Annotated in this window: 18 protein-coding genes; 12 read left to right on the forward strand and 6 right to left on the reverse strand. The window is 55.9% G+C overall.

The window, feature by feature from the left end; all coding sequences use genetic code 11:
* The first annotated feature begins 408 nt into the window (after positions 1–408).
* Both RFER_RS23675 and dnaN read left to right on the forward strand, forming a co-directional pair.
* On the forward strand, positions 409–666 hold the full coding sequence (locus RFER_RS23675) for a hypothetical protein (protein WP_011458743.1): 258 nt from the start codon (positions 409–411) through the stop codon (positions 664–666).
* A gap of 116 nt (positions 667–782) precedes the next feature.
* On the forward strand, positions 783–1,919 hold the full coding sequence (gene dnaN / locus RFER_RS21845) for a DNA polymerase III subunit beta (RefSeq protein WP_011458742.1): 1,137 nt from the start codon (positions 783–785) through the stop codon (positions 1,917–1,919).
* Between the two features lie 727 nt (positions 1,920–2,646).
* Here the strand turns inward: dnaN and RFER_RS21850 are convergent.
* Positions 2,647–3,546 carry a PD-(D/E)XK nuclease-like domain-containing protein gene (locus RFER_RS21850; protein WP_244095920.1) on the reverse strand — a complete coding sequence of 300 codons (900 nt, stop codon included), beginning with the start codon at positions 3,544–3,546 and terminating at the stop codon, positions 2,647–2,649.
* Positions 3,547–4,036: 490 nt separating this feature from the next.
* Here RFER_RS21850 and RFER_RS21855 point away from each other — a divergent pair, with 490 nt between their 5' ends.
* The 9 genes from RFER_RS21855 to RFER_RS21895 all read left to right on the forward strand — a co-directional run bounded on the left by RFER_RS21855 (position 4,037) and on the right by RFER_RS21895 (position 11,467).
* Positions 4,037–4,966: a hypothetical protein gene (locus RFER_RS21855; protein ID WP_041793314.1), complete on the forward strand. Its 930-nt coding sequence runs from the start codon at positions 4,037–4,039 to the stop codon at positions 4,964–4,966.
* 61 nt (positions 4,967–5,027) lie between these two features.
* On the forward strand, positions 5,028–6,311 hold the full coding sequence (locus RFER_RS21860) for a hypothetical protein (RefSeq protein WP_011458739.1): 1,284 nt from the start codon (positions 5,028–5,030) through the stop codon (positions 6,309–6,311).
* Positions 6,312–6,382: 71 nt separating this feature from the next.
* Positions 6,383–6,838 (forward strand): polymer-forming cytoskeletal protein, encoded by a 456-nt coding sequence (locus RFER_RS23180; RefSeq protein WP_011458738.1) that lies wholly within the window; start codon positions 6,383–6,385, stop codon positions 6,836–6,838.
* A 14-nt stretch (positions 6,839–6,852) separates the two neighbouring features.
* Complete coding sequence (locus RFER_RS21870; RefSeq protein WP_011458737.1) at positions 6,853–7,386, forward strand: hypothetical protein; 534 nt, start codon at positions 6,853–6,855, stop codon at positions 7,384–7,386.
* Between the two features lie 170 nt (positions 7,387–7,556).
* Positions 7,557–8,027 carry a bactofilin family protein gene (locus tag RFER_RS21875; RefSeq protein ID WP_041793316.1) on the forward strand — a complete coding sequence of 157 codons (471 nt, stop codon included), beginning with the start codon at positions 7,557–7,559 and terminating at the stop codon, positions 8,025–8,027.
* A 143-nt stretch (positions 8,028–8,170) separates the two neighbouring features.
* Positions 8,171–9,340, forward strand: coding sequence for a hypothetical protein (locus tag RFER_RS21880; protein ID WP_166485902.1), 1,170 nt, complete (start codon positions 8,171–8,173; stop codon positions 9,338–9,340).
* Between the two features lie 120 nt (positions 9,341–9,460).
* Positions 9,461–10,408, forward strand: a complete 948-nt coding sequence (locus tag RFER_RS21885; RefSeq protein ID WP_011458734.1) for a DNA/RNA non-specific endonuclease — start codon at positions 9,461–9,463, stop codon at positions 10,406–10,408.
* Positions 10,395–10,682, forward strand: a complete 288-nt coding sequence (locus RFER_RS21890) for a hypothetical protein (protein ID WP_011458733.1) — start codon at positions 10,395–10,397, stop codon at positions 10,680–10,682. The genes RFER_RS21885 and RFER_RS21890 overlap by 14 nt, the downstream gene beginning before the upstream one ends.
* Before the next feature lie 92 nt (positions 10,683–10,774).
* Positions 10,775–11,467 (forward strand): hypothetical protein, encoded by a 693-nt coding sequence (locus tag RFER_RS21895; RefSeq protein WP_011458732.1) that lies wholly within the window; start codon positions 10,775–10,777, stop codon positions 11,465–11,467.
* 97 nt (positions 11,468–11,564) lie between these two features.
* Here the strand turns inward: RFER_RS21895 and RFER_RS21900 are convergent, their stop codons facing one another.
* From RFER_RS21900 to RFER_RS21925, 5 genes are all read right to left on the reverse strand, one after another.
* Positions 11,565–12,611, reverse strand: coding sequence for a phosphoadenosine phosphosulfate reductase family protein (locus tag RFER_RS21900; protein ID WP_011458731.1), 1,047 nt, complete (start codon positions 12,609–12,611; stop codon positions 11,565–11,567).
* Positions 12,612–12,701: 90 nt separating this feature from the next.
* Entirely contained in the window at positions 12,702–13,481 is a 780-nt protein-coding gene (locus tag RFER_RS21905) for a hypothetical protein (protein WP_166485903.1), read from the reverse strand.
* A gap of 278 nt (positions 13,482–13,759) precedes the next feature.
* Positions 13,760–14,167, reverse strand: coding sequence for a hypothetical protein (locus tag RFER_RS23680; RefSeq protein ID WP_011458729.1), 408 nt, complete (start codon positions 14,165–14,167; stop codon positions 13,760–13,762).
* Between the two features lie 66 nt (positions 14,168–14,233).
* Entirely contained in the window at positions 14,234–14,557 is a 324-nt protein-coding gene (locus RFER_RS24330) for a hypothetical protein (RefSeq protein WP_041793330.1), read from the reverse strand.
* Between the two features lie 9 nt (positions 14,558–14,566).
* On the reverse strand, positions 14,567–14,854 hold the full coding sequence (locus RFER_RS21925) for a hypothetical protein (RefSeq protein WP_011458727.1): 288 nt from the start codon (positions 14,852–14,854) through the stop codon (positions 14,567–14,569).
* A gap of 562 nt (positions 14,855–15,416) precedes the next feature.
* On the opposite strand from RFER_RS21925, the gene RFER_RS21935 reads away from it, so the two are divergent.
* Entirely contained in the window at positions 15,417–18,929 is a 3,513-nt protein-coding gene (locus RFER_RS21935) for a class I SAM-dependent DNA methyltransferase (protein ID WP_011458726.1), read from the forward strand.
* The last annotated feature ends 31 nt before the right edge of the window (positions 18,930–18,960 follow it).

The raw sequence follows: 18,960 nt of genomic DNA on the forward strand, positions 1-18,960 counted from the left end.
CCTCAACAGAATCCATGCCTTCACCCCTTGGGGGTGGGGGCGTGTGATTCCCCAATCATCTCGCCTGCGGGGTTATTGGGGAATCAGGCGCAAGCCTTTCACGTCGCTCATGGTCACCATGCTGCGTCCTTTCAACCACCCAGAGGGTTTCATGACCCAAAGGGCCATGAACTCTCTCATTTCACTGAGAAATTAAATGGCTTATTTTAAAAATGCTCCCTTGATGATTGCAGCTGCGCTGATTGCAGCACTCGGACTGCTGTCAGCATTCGCTTCCAGGGCCGAGCGTACAGTCCACCGGGAAGGCTCGGGCAACCAGGCAGTGGCCACCGTAGCCCCATCCGAGGGGCAAGAAAGCCCCCTTCAAGGCCGTACCAAGGACGACCGAGTCGCGAGGCCCTGACAGTCATGGACTTGCACCCCAACGAGATCCGTGACTTCTTGGCCCGAGCCCCCAAACGGCGCTCGCCCAACGGGCAAGGATTCGTCAACAACACGCATAGTCGCTTCAAGTGGTTGTGCGACATCGCTCACGGAACGCTCAACGAAAAGATCAATCGCCGCGCAGGGGTCTCGGACCCCTGCAAGCCCTGGGTCAACCCGGTGTGGAGCGCCATTCGCCGACATAGCCGCAAGAAGCATCGGCAGACCATCGACAGGAGCTAAAAATATGACACCTTCCTTCCTATTGGGAGAGGTCGTGACCACACCAGCCGCGATGCGCGGGATGGCTCAATCCGGGTTCCTACGACTACCCAAACGAATACAAAAAGGAGATTGCAATGCAATTCAAACTCACCAGCACACAGGCCCAGCTTTATGGTCTGCTGCAAGCGGTAAATGGGATCGTTCCCCGTAGCAGTTCACTTGTCATTTTGGGCAATGTGCTGCTCAATACATGCTCTGATGGCCGTATCACGGCAGTCGGAACTGACCTCGAAGTTGAGGTCAACGCTACGCAACATGTCGGAAGTTTCACCGGCGCTTTGTCCACCACGGTCGAAAGCCGGAAGCTGATGGACATCCTTCAGACGATGGCCAACGATGAGCCGGTCACGCTGGCATCGGAGAATCCGGACCATCTCGTTCTGACTGGCGCCAATGGCACGTTCAAACTGAGTTGTCTACCGGCAGACGACTTTCCCCGCATGGAGATAGCGCCAAACTACCAGGAGACGTTCAGGATCAAGCAGGGGGTTCTCAAGGGGCTGATTGAGAAGACTGGCTTTGCGATGGCCCTGCATGACATTCGCTACTATTTGATCGGGATGCAGTTTGTGGTCGAAGGTGGCAGGCTCACGGTGTGTACATCTGATGGATTTCGAGTCGCCACCGATGAAGTGGCCGTTGAATCGTCCATTCCGACGCGCCGGGAGGTCATCTTGCCGCGCAAGAGTGTGCTCGAACTCAAGCGGCTCACGCGCGACACCGATGATCAAGTCGAAGTGCAGCTCAGTGCCAATCAAGCACGCATTCGCTTCGGCGCTCTTGAGTTCGTTACCAAGCTGGTCGAGGGCAAGTTCCCCGACATCAGAGCCGTTGTGCCACAGCATAACGACAACGTGGTCACTCTCAGTCGATCTGCTTTGTTGCTGGCCATACAGCGCGCGGCTGTCATCATGAGTCAAAAGGTCAACGGTGTTCGCTTCATCTTGGACCATGACCTCATTAGTGGCCATCTCAAGGTTGAATCGTCAAACGAGAAGAACGAGACCGTTGATCTGAGCATGCCGGTGGAGTACAGCGGCCCCATGGTCGATATTGGCTTCAACGTCAAATACCTTCTGGATGCGTTGCCCACCATGGAGGGTGACGATCTGGTCCTGGCATTCAGCCATACGCTCGTACCGGGCGCAGCGCTTATGACGCTGCCATCGGACGATCATTTCAAGTACATCCTCATGCCAATGAGAATTTAAGTTAAGAAGTTCAAGTATGTTCAGACCACAAAGGTTTGGATATACTTGGCCCACGCGTCTGCATTGGACTGGCCTTTCCCAGAAAGGTCAGTCCAATTTTGATTTTTTCAGAAGCTTGCTTCTGTACGTCGCTTTTTTAGCGGCATGTCAACAAAATCGCTGATTTCGATCAGCGCAGTGAAATCACCTTTTTTAGGTGACCACACTCACTGGTTTCTTTTGGTCGGTGCCCCTCAGAGTCTCATGGATTGGGACTGTGAGGGTCATCGACCCGACACGAAAGTATCGAAAGAAAGGAACTGATTATGAGAACCCAAACGATCACTGCACGACGCATGGCTGCGGCAGGTGTGCCTCTTGAGGACGCACGCTGGTATTTCACGGTTGGTCGCCCCAACGGCTTTAAAGGCCCAGGTTTTGCCGACCGTGCATCCAAAATCCTGCTAAAGACCTGTGCTCAAAAGCATTGATGGATCGAGGCCCCGGCTAAACCTGGGGTCTCGAATCTTTTTACCAAAGTTTTGTTCTGTTTTTTCGAGATGCTGTCTGCATCCCGCCCCGTCCACGGCTTCGCGCCACTCCTGTCCTTTTCCCTCTTTCCCTCGCGTTTTCACCGGCCTTTATTTCCCGAGGTTATCCACAATTTGACTGGATAACCTGACCTGTCTTTGACCCGAAACCCGCACCGAAGCTTGATACTTCTGATGTGCTGAATATTTAAGCACGGTCAGTAGCTGAAATTGTATTTTGGCTCTTGGTAAAGCTTATTCATGGGCAGCTTGAGCAATTGAGCCCCTTCGGCGTACGCGGGCCAATGCTGCGTTTGCAGGCATTGTTTGTACTGTGCCAGCAACTCGCGCACCCGCTTGCTGCCAAAGCCCCAAAACGTGTCTTTGTCAGCCTCGTAAACGATGGTGGCGTGAGGACTCTCTTTTTCGGCGACCAGAAAAGTCATGATGATATTGCGCCCTTCTGGCACGAAGCGGGAATAGCCTTCCATGTAAAAGGCAGCTTGAATGTGATAACCGAACTTCCCTGCGTCGTACTTGAAGCGGTCATAGCGCGCATCGATGGCGGTTTTGATATCCAGGATGATGTTTTCCACCGTCAGGTCCATCCTGGCCTTGCAAGTTACCCCAGTCAGCAGATCGACCCAGTAATAATTTCGTTCAGTGGCCCCCAGATCCACCAGGTCGGCCATGGTGAACGACTCGCTGTCAGTGCGGATGACGGAGGTCGCCAGCACCCGTCTGGCGCAGTCTTGAATACTCGCCATTTCCGAGGGCAGGAGAATGCGCTTTTTCGGGTTGGTCTGCTCGAAAGTCTTGTAGGCTTTGGTCAAGCGAACCCCTTGCCTTTCCACGCACGGATAGACCACGTACCTGGTCTTGAAGATGTGGGGCTCCAGTACGGCGCAGTGAACGGCGGTTCCGAACATAAAGGCCCGGTTGGGTTCGTCCTTACCCGCTGCCCGCAATTGCGCGCGATGCTGGCGCTGGGCCATCAGATGCGCCGCCGACCGGTCCATGAGCTTGAGTGCACTTGAACTCGCAGCGAAATCGTCGCTGTGGTATTCCTCATCAGTGCTATCAAACCACACGGCCGTACGGTCCGCAGTCCAAGTCAATTTCCGACCGTCCAGCGCGTAGGCTGGAAGCCGGAGGCCTGGCAGGGGAGTCGCTAGTGGAATGCCGCCGCCACTGACGAGAGTAAGTCTCGGGGTGTTCCTGTTTCTGAATTGATCGTTTGTCATAGGTTCAGATTACATGAGCGGCCTGTTTCGGCAAGCTATTTTTCGGTCCTCGAATCCGCCTCCTCGATAACTTGACAGCCAGAGCTTTTATGTAATTCTGTCCATATGTCAAATTTCAAACAGTCCCATGCATCCGAACGAGCCGCGCTAGAACACCCGGTTTGTTACAGTTTTTTCACCACAAGTGGCGTTTCCGACGAAGAAAACGCAGGGTTTTATGGCTTGTTGGGCACTCTTAACTAGGTATCCTAAGAATATGCGTTTTACCTCCCCATTTAACGGCTCGCCTCGTATTTCAGACTTGCCTGAAATAGTTTTCGCAAGCAGCCCCGAGGGGCTTGTCTCGAAGGGCGACTTTGCATCCATGCGGCGCTATTTGATGCTGTCGGGTGACCACGAAGGCCAGGACCGTGCGCGAACAGCATTGCTTCAGGCCGCAGCAAATAATCTCGCTTGCACGCCGGCGAAGCGCGTCGTTCGGATTCGCCTGTATGCATGGCCTGTGACAGTGGCCTATAGAACCGGTGTGCAAATGCCATCGACCATGGGTATTGGCATAGCCCAGCAGCCGCAGGTCGTGCTCAAACTCAGGGAATTGTGGAGCCGCGCTTTCGGTGCGGCCAACGGCGTTTTGGTCAGTCCGCTGTCTTCGTGTACCCATGTCAACTCGGTGTTGTCTGTTGGCCCCATCGCCATTCGCGATTGCGTGCGTCACGGCATCTCGATCCTGGAAGGCAAGCCGCAAACCCGGGCCTGGACATTCGATGCGGATGGAATTCGGATGGAGCAGGCCTCGCCCGAGTTGCCGGCCACCTTCCTTTTCGGCGCTTATGTGTGTTGGGACTTCAATGGCCAAGAGCCTGAATTGAGCTTGACGCCTGATGTCACGTTTGAAATGCAACAGCTCGCGCGGGGCTTGTTCACCAGCCAGCGCGATTCTGTCGAGTCGGTGCACGTGGGGGAGCCTGTCGTGTATCACGAGGCCGTTACGCAGGCACAGGGCATGCTGTTGTCTGCAATGTTGCGCCGGTCGGTCTTTTTGGGCAGAGCACTCGATTTGACCACGCGTGTTGAACAAGACAGTTTGCAAGTGCAAGCCATGTATGTTGACCCCAACAATGATGATGACCTGTCCATCGAGTGGTCCTACAACAACCTCTGGCGCCCAGGAAACCACCTCACTGAGATCAGTGCGATGGTCGAACAGGAAGCGCTCGCCATCCAGCGGCGTCAGCAAGTCCCTGAAAGCCCCTGCATCCCCAGTTTGTTCGAGCAGTCCTCGAAGTTTCACTAAAAAAATGAGTTGCCAAAACAAGTTTGTTCTGTAGATTGAATGCAACTCAGGAGAAATACACATGCAAGAAACTTCCACCATTGTTACGCCACCGGTTCCCTTCAAGCCTGCCTATTCCATGAAGGGAATGGCTTACGTGCCGATGCCCCTCGGTGCGATCCGAATCGGCCACACCATCAAACTTCCCAATGGACAGCTTGAACTGGTGCGCGATGATGAATTCAAGATTACGCTGCCCTTGCGCGAAGCCGATGGCGCTTGGTTGCCCGATCCCTTGAACGCGATGCTGCGCCAAGGCGATGCACCAGAGGGCGACGCTGCCCCCTACCGCAAGCTGCGCGAAATCCCGATCAAGATCCATGTGAACGACCCCTCACTGGTGGTGCGCTCACGCCTGGAAGCCTTTGACGTTCAGTCCCGCCGCACGGTCTGCGCCAGCAATGGCGGGGGCAGCGCCAAGCGCTGGAGCGGTGTCACAGGTACCACCGATGTCGAGTGTGTTGGCTGCAACCGTTGTTCCTTTGCAAATAGCGGCGCCGTCGAGTGCAAGTTCTTTGGCCGCATCGCCGTCCAAATCGAGGGGCAGGAAGGTGAACTCGGCACCTATGTGATGCGAACCTCCAGCTACAACACCCTGCGGACATTCGAGGCCAAGCTTTGGCAGTTCTGGGCGATTCTTGGTCAGAAATTGCGCGGTGTGCCCTTTGTCATGAAGCTGCGCGCGGCCCAAAGCGAATTGAGCAATTGGGGCACGTTCTACTACGTTGATCTGGAACTCAACAAGGCAACGCTCGCCCAAGCCATTGTCAAGGCACGCGAACAGGCTAAGACGGATTTTGAATGCGGTTTCGATATCCTGGCCTTGCAAGAGGCGATGAACGAGGGCATCCGCAATGGGGGGTTTCTCTCGAATGCGACAGACGATGGCGTGGATCTAAGCGAGTTTATTTCTGCTTCGAGCTTCACCGCGACCCTGCACGCCGCTCAAGCCTGCCCCGCCGCCGCAACCCTGACGGGCCAGCCCACCGCAGCCGGTGCGACAAATAGAGTCGATGTGCCCACTGATTCGCCCCAGGCTGATCCGGCCGGTTCAGTTGTGAATACGATTACCTTTGGCGTCCCCGCCAGTGAGGCACGTATGGCCGATGTCGCTGGCGCAGCGACGGACGGTATTTATGTGCCCGGTTTTGATGTGGCCACCTTGCGCAAGTCAAGGGCTGCCAAAACCCAGCCCGCGACGACACAGACGGTGACCAACACTGTGCCTGCAAGCGATGACGCCCTTGGCTCGGGCATTTGCATGCCGGTACGAATGAGTTCTTCGCTTTCGGACCTCATGAGTTGAATTTCGGTTTTTGAAGATATCGGTTTGGCGAACCGCTATCCATTTTTTTTCGCCACTTAATGGAGTTTTAGATGAACAGCAGCCACAACATCAGTGACATTACCGCCGCCACACCGCGCTATCCCATGGTTGGCGCGGAGGAGTCCCCAGCCATCAAGATTGACCTTGAAGCGGAGAAAGTGCACAGCCACATCGCGGAAGGCGATGAATTTATTGGCGAACTCAAGTGCCGCACCGGTATCCGTATTTGCGGTGTTGTCCGCGGCTCGGTCAACTGCGAGACTGGAGCGGTCGTTCTGGAAAGCACCGGTCATGTGACCGGGTCTATCAAGGGACAAGAAAAAATCTTCCTCGACGGCAAAGTTGGCGAGGAGGGCGGGCAAGATGCCGTCAAGGTTTCAACGCCAGGTCTGATTGTTCTGATGAATAGCTCCGTCGTGAATGCTGACATCGAGTACGGGAAAATGGCAACGTACGGGGACATGACGCACAACGGCAATTCGCGCAAGATCCAGCCCTCGCGCTGAGCCGGAGATTCGCAATGCAAGAGCTGTTGCTGGTGACCAACCGGCGCACGCGGTTGCGCGTGACGGCCTGGGGCGGTGTTGTTGCAGGCATGCTCGTTGGCGTGTGTCTGTCGGCAATTGCCGGATACACCCTGATTGAACGACAGCAAACCGCTGCACATAGCCGCGAGAGCGCATTGAAGGCGGATTACGAGACGAAGCTGCGGGATTTCACCGTCGAGGCAAAGAACAGGGAGCGCGTCTATTCAGGCGTGCCGATGGCATATCTCGTGCGGGCGCAGGAAGCCAATCTGGCAGACCTTCAGGAGAGGCTGACTAAGTTCCCCGCCTTCAAGACAGACGTGTACAAAGATTTGTTCTCCGAACTTTCCGACGAAATTGCGCGACAGGCCAAGGAGTCTCGCGCCCTGCTAACCGTACTTAGCGCCTCAGACACAGCGCCCGCAGCACGGTGTGCGATCGCGTCGAGCGACGTTGGAACACCAAGTCTTTGGTCCAATGGAAAGGCCTCCTTTTACAAGAACGGCTGGAGGGGAGTTGATCCATAAATCACTCGATCACAGTTCTGGAATACTTTCATTGGTTTTTAAGAACGGTAGGGTTACAACGTGCAATTTAATGAAAAGGCAAGCGTGACCAGTAAGCACAAGGAGCCAGGCGCCTCAAGGCGTCAACGCTCTGTCTCCCTCACTGAAGAACATGGTTCACGCGCATTCTGATGAATAAACTACTCAAGCTGGCCGTCTTTTTCGGTCTTGCCGAGAAACACGAAATATATGACAGGGCCGACAGCATGCCTGCCGATGTCCTGATCATTCCGCCCGGCTCGCTCGTTGACGGACAGTTGCAAACCAATATGTCGGTTGTTGTGGCCGGGGAAATGGACGGTTCCATCAATATTCGAGGTGATGCCCAGCTTCTTATTCTGGAACACGGCGAGGTCAAGAACGGAATGGTTTCTGCTGATTATGTGGAAATTCATGGTGTCGCACGAAATGTAGCCATCGACGCCGATCGGGTCAACCTTCTCAAAACGGGGAAGATCGAAGGCAAATCAGAATTGCGCTATGGAAAGCTGAACAAGCATGAGGACGCTCCTATAAACGGACTGTTGCAAAAACGTAAGACGCCGCGCGATGGTTATGCAGCCCTGATCAACAGACCGATTGATGTCATTTCTAATAATTGATTCCGGGAGCCATTTTGAAAATGCGAACCGCTCGGCTTGTTTCGCCATCTCCTGATGCAGCCGGAGTCGAGCGATTGATTGCCGTTCACATAGCGCAACGCTCGGATGCGACAGAGAGATTCGGCAGAGTCCCTCCACGTTCATTGTTTGATATTGATCGCGACGCCGAAGTGCAGGATATTCAGCGTAACGTGGCGCAGCTAAAAAATGACACGGCTGCATTCTTGGCGCTGCAAGTTCGAAAGACAGCGAGGCTAAAGTATGCCCTGGCGGTCACCGCCATGGCGTTTCTTGCTTCTATCGGCGTCATTGTGGGCCAGCACTACATCGCGTCACCGGTGTCTCCCGGTATGACGCTGGCCGCCAAGGCGGTCGCCAAGGTTCCCGCCCCGTTGGCTTCCCTGCCACCAGTGGCGCCGGCGCCAGTCGCGGCGGTTGCAGCCGCCTCACCCCTGCCGGTTGCAACCACCAGAAGCCCCGTGGCTGTTGTCGCGATGGTTTCGGCCACCACCGCCGAACGAGCGCCAGCCACTACGACTCCTTTGGCTGTTGCCGGGCCTGTCGTCAAGGTGGCTCCTCCTGTTGCCAAGCCAACCGTAGCGACCACCCCGGTCCATCTTGCCGAACGAGTTCCCATGGCCGTTCAACCGCAGGCAGTGAAGATCAGCGCGCCGCCTGTGCCTGCACGCGCTATTGTCGTCGTGCCGCCGCCTGTAATACCGAAAGTGCCGGTCACCGCCCCGGTCAAACCCGTTGGATCGCCATCCCGGACAAAGCCTGAGCCCGCGCCAAGTAAAAAACCGCCAGCCGAGGAAAAAGTTTTCGCGCTTGAAGCCCAACAGGGTGGTACCGCCCCTGCGATATCTAAGCCGGTAGGGTCACCTCAATCGACGTTCAAGCCCGAACCGGCGTTGGCCCCGAAAACGCTACCTGCCCCGGTTGTGGTCAAGCCGTCGCCGCAGCACAGCGATAAGACCTCACCCAAAGACGTCTCGCGCGCCAGTGCCACGGCCGCGTCTGCGAATGTAGAAGTGATCGCCGGCGGGGATAAGCACGAGCCGGTGAGTGGCAATCCGTCTGCTGGGGAGCCAGCCAAGTCGCCAAAGGTTGCGTCAACGGCTCGGCGAGAGAAATACGGCGCAGCTGGAGTCATCACGATGACGCCGACCGGGGTAGTTGTTTTTGATGCTGAACGTCGCGCCCAACGAATGGTTCCGATTGGGGGACGACTCCATGATGGATCGGTTCTGAAAAGCATTGACGCCAAGTCCAACCGCATCAGCACCGATGCTGGCGACGTCATTTTCGACTGAGGCCCGAGGTCCATGGAAGGAACATCAGGTGTATGTGGCCTTGGTTTTAGTTGCACTTCTGGATCATTTTGTTAATGTGATCTTGCATTAACGAATCATTTATTACAGAAATTCAAATCCATGAAAAACCCTTGGGCTTCCCCGCAAAGAAAAAACCGTCCGAGTCTTCTCCTGTCGTTGGGCTTGAGTCTGGTCCTCGCCGTTCCCAGTGCGAATGCCGGCTTCATTACCAGGACATTGACCAGAGTGGCTGCCGCGGCGGCCATTACGTCCGTCGCCCACGCCTATGCGAAGAACAAGCGATCTTCTGACCGCGAGGCCGATGCCCCTCGCGGTCAGACCACCGGTGACCGCGCATCGTGCACAGATCAGCTTCCTATGGGCAAGGCGCCTACGTTCTCCAACCCAAAGCTGGGCGAAAACACTCACCAGGTTTGCTACCAGGAGTACACGGTGCTGGTGTCGGGGAAGACGTTGACTCCCTTGTGGTCGGCGGAATACATGACCAAACAGCGCGTCCTGGCCGCGCGTCGAATGAAGCGGGTAAATTCCTTCCATGAAGAGGACTCCGTTCCCATTGCGGCACGCGCCCGTCTGGCAGACTTCGTTGGCGCAAAAAATATTGACCGCGGGCACCTCGCCCCTAGTGGAGATATGACAAGTCCAGGCGCCCAGTATGAGAGTTTTTCATTGGGAAACATGATCGCGCAGAACTCAAGCAATAACCGCCATGTCTGGGAAGGGATCGAGTCCGGTACCAGAAATTTTGCAGTGAGCAACGGCAAGGTCTACGTGATCACCGGACCTCTGTTCATCGGGCAGAACATCAGGTTCATGAACAATCGGGTGGCGATCCCGACGCAAATCTTCAAGCTGCTGTACAACCCCGTGAACCAGACCGGTGGCGTGTATGTTGTCGACAATGTTGATACTGAAACAATTGGCTGGAAGTCCATTGCCCAGTTCGAGCAATTCAGTGGCTACCGTTTTAACCTGGGTGCGCCGGCCTTGATGGCCATGCCTCAGCCTCAACAACACTTTGAAAGATCAAAATATGCCAAAAACTAGCTTGCCCATACCCGACGACTTCGCCTTCAGCGCCGGTCAAAGCATCGAGTTACCCGCCGGCGATGGCAGTCTCACGATTGAGAGTGCACTGGACAACGTCGCCTTCATGCGGGACTTTGACATCTCGCGTGATGCCAAGGGGCTCGCACTTGCGGAGTCCCTGACGGCGATTCTGGCTCAGATTGTTCACGTTCTCAAAGCCGACCAAGCGGCAGGCAAGCTGCCCGATGTGATGCCACTGATCGCGCCGACGGCACGCAAAAATCCATTCTGATTCATCAGTCGTTGTTGTGCCCTGTAGACGCAGGGACCATGAAAAGCAAAGACGCGCGAGCCCAACCATTTTTTCAACACGAGTAAAACCATATGTCATCTACAGATCACACCTTGTCCGGCGGTCAAAAATTTTGGATTTGCGATTTCACAGGAGAAGTGGTGGAGGCAAACAAAGTGTCCCACACCTCGATCCATCAAGGTTCTCCTAGTTATATGACGAACGTAAGTGGTGACGGCAGCGTTGGCCTGATGGTCGTTCCGGGTGCAGTTTCTTCGACCGAACACACCTCACAAGAGCTCTGGCTTAAGAACGTCGATGGCGAAGAGCAAAGTTTTGGTGTTGGACATATTGGGTTGCCAATGCGTGTGGGCCATGTCGTAACTGTTGTTTGGATCGGGGGTGGTGGTAAAACGGAAGGGCGTAACGTTGCAGCTCGCAACCACACAACGGGTGAAATCCGTTGTGAGCTGGAGCGAGTCTTGAGTGACAATTTCAATACCCTCATGTTTTCTGATGGGGCCGGGAAAGGCTCTCTTACATGGGCAGCAGTAGGGGCTGTCTTGGGAATGATCTTTGTAAGCGTTTTCCTAAGGGAAGGATATTTGCTTCCTGGTGCGTTCTTTGGCGCCTTTGTTGGTTTATCTGCCTACCCTATTTTGGGGCGATTTAAGGCGTTGCGCGGCAGGCTATTTGCGGAACTCAGTGGCGTCGTTAAAAATCGCCTGGAAGCCATTCAAGCGCCAGTTTGCAGCGAGCCGGCGCTGACAGGCCTAAGCAAATAGGTCACATATCGTGGATTGACTTGCTCCGAGATGGTGGGGTGACACCAAAAAAAAAGCCCCGCCACTGACCTTTTCAGGACAGCGCGGGGCTATTGTTTCAAAACTTGCCACCATTGGCCTTGAAGGCGCCAGTAGGCAATTTCCAGTCCGACACCAAAATTGGTTCCAGATATTCTTTGCGCATTGCAATCTGGCCATAGCGCTGGGCCATGGGCATGACCGTGCCGGCGTCAGCACGTTGGTTGACATTGAGCTTGCGATGCATGGTCATCCCGAACGCCGTTTCGTAGGCGGCAATGCTGTTGAACATTTTTGGCGCAATGAATTTCAGTGTTGCCCAATTGTCATTTCCAACAAAAATGCAACCAGCGCAAGAGCACCTTGAGTATCCAATCCAATACGCAGGATGGGGATTTACACCATGTCGCTCCATGATGCTCCAGACCTCAGATTCACTCCAGCGGTGCACAGCGCGCCAATGATCGAGATGTCGTTTCGATGTCTTGCTGTGGCGCTTGTCCTTGGCATGTTTGAAGAACGTTTCGTACTTGGCCCTTGAAGGGCTTTCCTCCGCGCGTTCCCCAGTGAGAATCAAACGTTTTTGTCCGTCGTGAAAACGTGCTGTGCTGGTCAGATACCTAGCGCCTACGTCTATCTTGGTGTATCCGCTACACCATCGGGTCTGAATGTCCATGCAGGCCTGCGGAAACTTGCGCCTGGTGCCGTTGGGGCCTTTCCCCCCGGTGGCCACCATCGTGCCATCCTCCTGGGGCACCATGACGGGGGCCGTGGGACTGTTCTCGCGAAGCATCTCACGTTCGAACCCTCCGACGCGCCACGTCATGACAAAGCGGATGCCAAATGCCTGCGCGAATTTTCTGCAGTAATCGGTAGTCACTGGCCAGTCCATAAAATTCTTGCCTTCGTTTCCGTCGATCAGGTGATGGTGAATTTCTATCTTTGCGGGGCTGACGCCGAGTTCGAGTAGATGCAGTACGCAAGCGACACTATCCTTTCCCCCGCTAAAAAAGACGATAAATTCAACATACTGGCTCAAGTCAGGTGTGTCTTCAGGGTATACCGTCAGAGCAGTGCCTGGCTCAAATAGCAGGCTGCAATGGGTATGGTTTTCGTCGAAACCCATAGCTCCTCCTTTTTTGAAAAATGAAAAAGCACTGGCAAACCCCAAGGGGGTCTGCCAGTGCGCATGGTCAGCTTTGGCGAGCGTGGTGTGTCAGGCAGCTTCGCGCATTTCGCGGTTGTATTCGGTCACTGACCTGAATGGCCGAACGGCCCGGTAGCCTTGCAGAAAGGCCATGTATTCCCCAGCTTCATCGTGACCGGGAAATCTCGCTTGAGTCTGGCCTTCTCTCCCAACCTCGATGGGGTAAGCCTGCGCCGCCTCGTTCACATGGACTGTGAAGGCTGGCAGTTGATACTTGGGATGGCGATAAAGCTCAATGCCTGTATTGACCTCGATGATGCGCAAAATGCAATTCGTCAAGATCTGGCCGCCACCGTCAGCACTGGACAGATCACCTCGATCAGACCTCAATGGTTCGATTAGAAGTGGAACTTTCATGGTGCCAGTGCTGCGGCCGATGAAGCCGACGGTGTCATTTTCCTCACAAGAGTCCCGTCCCGTCTCCGTATCGCCGAAGAACAGACGCAGAATGCTTGCTCGGTTTGCATTGCAGTAGGCATCCTTGCGTGCATCTTCCAGAATGGTCTTCACCCTGGAGGCCGTGCCTGGGATGAACCAGGTTTTTTTTGAAGCCGGATGCTTGGCAAAATGCGAGGCCAAGTGCTCGTATGCCTCGTAGCACGCCATGGTTCCAATCTCGTCAATCGTGGGCGCAACGTATTCCAGACCGTTATTCACGGACCTGAGAGCGTTCATTTGGCTTGCCATTGCCACTGCATCCCGGTAGCAGTTGTCAAATCCAAAGCAGGAGAACCCGCCGCCAGTGCCGATCACGTAAAGGCGTCTTTCTTTGTTGATTGTGATGTTCATTTGTTTTTTTGTGGAACAGGGCATCACCATCCCATTGGAATGTGTGGTCCCGTTGGGTTTGAAATATTTCTCACGTCACTTGACCCTTAGGTAGAGAGACAAGAATTGGCCGTAAAGACAATCGTGAGAGTTGATGTTTTGACAGGCCGCCACAAGAGGGCGACGAACAGGGAATCTGATCCCGGGTTCCAGGAGCACCCTCCAGTGAGGCAGAAGGATGCTCTTGGAACCCGCCTGAGCCAGCGTGGGCCGGGCAGGGGGTTTGATAGTTGGAGGAGTCAGTGCAAGCTTGCTTTGCTGGGCGGTAGCTTGGCTCTGATCTGATGCACGAGCTCAGCGAGCGCGTCATCTTTATTCAAGCGGCCCAGTGGGCTGCTTCCGCCAAGCAACAGGGCGCCAGAGGGGTCCAGCACCCGGTAGTGAAGCATCAGTCCGTTGCGGCGAAGGGGGTCTTCGCTCATTTCCATTTTCAAGAACTGGCTGTCGTAGACGACTTTGCCGGATTCCCGAAATGGCAGGTTGTCTGCGGTAACCGGGTTGCTGCCCGCAAGAGGTCCGATTTCCTGGACTACTTTTTGGAGAAACGTCGGTCCCTCGAACAGGAAACAGAATTTGCGGGTTTCATGCGCCTGGCTCATTCCGCCGATGCGGGTGTTCAAAAGCGCTTGAGGTATCTTGTAAATCATGAGAGCCTCCTTGACGAGCTCGCACGGCCCTGAGGCCACGCAAGCCTCATGGGTTGTTGTTGAGAGTCAGTAGTTGCGGGAGTGACTGGAAATCACTGAGTAAACGCGACCACCTCGATGTTTGACCGTGACGCGCGCTCCTTTGCATCCGCAGCAATCGCGCGAGTGCCAGCATTGGTCTGTGAATGCATCCTGGAGCGTCTGCTTCAGAGCAGCGATGGCCATGGGTTTGTTGATCCGCGGGTCGACAACCGCCAGACGGTGGTAAGTCCCCATGTCATCAAACCCGTTGCCGGGAGCGATGACTTTTGGTGCGAGCAGCTTGGCCGTGCCACGAGGCTGCAGATCATCGTCGGCGTCACGGGTGTGAATTGCGATAACGTTTGCCATGCCAATGAATCAATGAAATTGCACAGGTGGTGAACGCTTCACAAAGGAGAGCATGACGCGCCGAAAGCTGCCTTCCTGGGAGCCAGAAAAGGCTTGCCCGCGGTAGGCGCAGTCTTCGATCACGCCATCGATCGAAAAACCGTAGTCGGTGGGTGTCAGTTTGCATTGCGCCGGCATTGCAGTGACCGGCACGTCCAGGTAATACGCAGTTGCGACCGGGTTCTCGATGCCACCATCGTTTAGACGGGCCGGAGTTTGTCCATGCAGCAGGTGAGCTGCCGCAAAAATGATGTTCATGATGAATCTCCAAAAGGAAAGACACCACAGGTGCGTGAAAAGCATGCGCCAGGGTGCGCATGTTCGGAATGGAATATCCCGATGCGCCCGTGGCGGTTGATTTTGTCCGCAAGGACAGAGATTGCTGTTTAAGCAGCTGGTTTGAAATGCCGCCACGCTGTGAGTGGGCGACGAACGGACAGATTTCTCTGTAGGTTCCTCAATTTAGCACAAATTCGCCTGAAAAGTCCAGGGGAAGCCCTGGCCAATGGGGTATTCGCCTGTGCGATGGACTGTATTTCCACACCGGAATGAGCCCGAAACCGATATTTGAGCCAATATGGTAAGTGTGTTGACCGTGTCGAGATGGCGATCAACATGGATGAGTCACAGCTCCCCACGACTCAACAAATCGAGCAATTTCTTTACGCCAGTGCCGAAGTCACGTTTACGGGCCACGGCGGCGAGCTGAAACATGACGCGCACAACGGGCCCTTCATGACCACGGCGATGTGCGCTGTGAGTGCTTGGCCAAGCTGTCTGCTTCGCACTGGTAGCCGGCGCTGCATCTATCATCGCGGGCATGGATAAAAAGAATACAACAGCGGCGTTCATTAAAAGCTGGCAGGGAGTTGCAGCAAGCGAACTGGCCACCGCTCAGAGTTTCGTCATGGACTTTTGCGAGTTACTGGGGGTCGCAAAACCGCACGCAACACCCGAGCAGGAATACATGTTTGAGCGTCCAGTGACCTTCGCGCATGGGGACGGTTCCAACAGCGCCGGTCGTATTGACTGCTACAGGCGCGGTCACTTCGTGCTGGAAGCCAAGAAGCTACGGGCGGGAGCCCATACCAAGGGTTTCGACGACGGCCTGCTTCGCGCCCGCAGTCAAGGCGAGGCTTACGCGCGCGCTTTACCCGCAGCGGATGGTCGCCCGCCCTTTGTGCTGGTAGTTGATGTTGGCACCGTCATCGAGGTCTATGCCGAGTTCAGTCGAAGCGGCGGTACCTACACACCGTTCCCGGATCCGCGCAGCCATCGCATTGCACTGGCCGATTTGGCGCGGCCCGAGATACTGGAGCGGCTGCGTCGCATTTGGGTCGACCCGGAAAGCCTCAACCCGGCACGCATCAGCGCCGAAGTCACCCGCAAGGTTGCACAACGCCTGGCGTTGCTGGCCCGCTCACTTGAGCAGGCGGGCCAGTCGGCCCAACACGTTGCGGCCTACCTCACGCGTTGTCTGTTCAGCATGTTTGCCGAAGACGTCGCGCTTCTGCCTCAAGGCGCTTTTTTGGGTCTGTTGCAAACCCACCGGAAAGACCCAGCGGCACTGCAGCAGATGTTGCGCATCTTGTGGGCTGACATGGATATTGGCGGCTTCTCGGCCGCGCTGGTCAAGCCGGTACTCAAGTTCAATGGCAAGCTTTTCAAGGGTGCGAACGTCGACGGCTACAGTTTGCTCCTGACGACCGAACAAATCGACCTGCTGATTTTGGCGGCGCAGGCGAACTGGCGCGAAGTTGAGCCTGCCATTTTCGGCACACTGCTGGAGCGTGCGCTGGACCCGGCTGAACGCCATGCCTTGGGCGCCCACTACACCCCGCGGGCCTATGTGGAGCGCTTGGTATTGCCTACGGTGATGGAGCCATTGCGCGCAGAGTGGGCCAATGCCCAGGCGGCGGCGCTGCTGCTGGCCCACGAAGCCGCAACGCTGGAAGCGAATCCGCCTGCAGTCAAAACCAAAAAAGACTTCTTAGCCCTGGACCGCCACAGCGCATCCGTGCGCGGCAAGTGGCGCGATGCCCGCCAACAGGTCAAGGACTTTCATCACCGCCTGTGCACACTGCGCGTTCTGGACCCTGCCTGCGGTAGTGCCAACTTTTTGTATGTCACGCTGGAACACCTCAAGCGCTTGGAAGGTGAGGTTCTTAACCAGCTCAGTGCCTTGGGCGATACGCAGGACTCTTTAGACCTGGGCCGTGAGACTGTGAACCTGCAACAGTTGCGTGGTATTGAACTGAACGAGCGTGCTGCTGCCCTCGCAGAATTGGTTCTTTGGATTGGATACCTGCAATGGCATATTCGGTCCTTCGGCAATGCCGGCGTTGCCGAGCCCGTGGTGCATGACTACGGCAACATCGAGCATCGGGACGCCGTGCTGGACTACGACCGCGTGGAGCCGATGACGGACGAGGCCGGTAGCCCGATAATGCGCTGGGATGGCGTGACCACCAAGACCCACCCGGTGACGGGGCAGCAGGTGCCGGACGATGCTGCACAGGTGGTTCAATGGCGCTATATCAACCCACGGCAGGCGCAATGGCCGGTCGTTGACTTCATTGTGGGCAATCCACCATTCATTGGCGCGGGAGCCATGCGCGGCGCATTGGGTGAGGGTTACGTGGATGCCTTGCGTGGCGCATGGCCCAAAGTACCAGAGAGCGCGGACTTCGTCATGTACTGGTGGCATCGCGCCGCCGAAATGGTGAGTGCTGGGCAGGTGCAGCGTTTTGGTTTCATCACTACCAATAGTTTGCGCCAAACCTTCAACCGACGCGTGGTGCAGACGGCGTTAACTGATGGCCTGTCTCTGCTGTTTGCCGTGCCTGACCATCCGTGGGTGGACAGTGCCAATGGCGCAGCGGTGCGCATTGCCATGACCGTGGCGGGTGCCGGTCAGAGCGACGGAAAGTTGCTGACGGTTCAAAGCGAGCAAGTGAGCGAGCACGGCGAAGTGCAGGTGGACATGGCGCAGACCGTGGGCTTAATACATCCCGACCTTCGAATTGGTGCAAATGTTGCTGCATCCGTTGGCATGCGCTCAAACATGGACTTGAGTAACAGAGGTGTGCAGCTTTTTGGAGCAGGGTTCATTGTCAGCCCAGAAGAAGCAGCAGCCCTCGGCTTGGGGAGCGTGGCGGGCCTTGAGAAACATGTTCGCCAGTACCGCAACGGGCGCGACCTGACCAGCACACCGCGTGGCGCGATGGTTATCGACATGTTTGGGCTGGGTGTTAATGACGTTCGGGCGAAGTACCCCGCTGCCTATCAGTGGCTGTTGGAGCGCGTCAAACCGGAACGTGACCAGAACAACCGTGCGACTTACCGCAACAATTGGTGGTTCTTTGGAGAGCCACGACGAGTGTTGCGTCATCAGCTCAATGGTTTGTCGCGCTACATCGCGACCGTGGAGACGGCCAAACACCGGGTATTCCAATTCTTGGATATCAGCGTTCTGCCTGATAACAAGCTGGTTGCCATCGCTTTGAGCGATGCCCTTCAACTTGGGGTGCTCTCCAGCGCCGCGCACGTTGCATGGGCGGTGGCGGCAGGCAGCACGTTAGAAGACCGTCCGGTCTACGTGAAAACCACCTGCTTTGAAAGGTTCCCATTCCCCGGCGAGGACACAGGGCTAACCCCTCAGTTGACAGAGCGCATTCGTAGTCTGGCAGAGCAATTGGATGCCCACCGCAAATCCCGTCAAGCCGCCCACAGCACCGTGACCATCACGGGCCTGTACAACGTGCTGGATAAGCTGCGCAGTGGCGAGACTTTGACCGCCGCCGAGAGAAATTTAAACGACAACGGCTTGGTAGGCGTGCTGCGCAGCCTGCACGACGAGCTGGACGCTGCGGTGCTGTCTGCTTACGGCTGGGGTGACCTGTCATTGCCAGCCGATACGGATGCACTGCTGCTGCGCCTGGTGGAGCTGAACACCAGGCGAGCCAATGAAGAAGCTGCGGGCCTTGTGCGTTGGTTGCGGGCAGACTTCCAGAGCGGCACGGGGCAAGGTGAGCAAACCTCCATTGAAGGTGCGACCGAAGCCGACGAGGACGGTGACGCGGTCAAGCCAGTGGCAGCCAAAGTTGCTGTTGCGCAGAAGCCGTGGCCTAGCGGGTTGGCAGACCAAATCAAGGCCGTGGCCGACATACTGGCAGATTCCGGTACGAGTCTCGACCTTGACGGCCTTGCATCGCGCTTCAGCAACAAGGGGCGTTGCCGTGAACGCATTCCAATCATCTTGGATGCCCTGGTCGCCATTGGGCGAGCGCGCGTGCAGTCTGATGGCCGATGGATAGATTCAGGTTTCAACTGAGAGTTGCCCACTGCACAACGGAGCTAACTGG

This window comes from Rhodoferax ferrireducens T118 (assembly GCF_000013605.1).
GTDB classification, from domain to species: Bacteria; Pseudomonadota; Gammaproteobacteria; order Burkholderiales; family Burkholderiaceae_C; genus Rhodoferax; species Rhodoferax ferrireducens.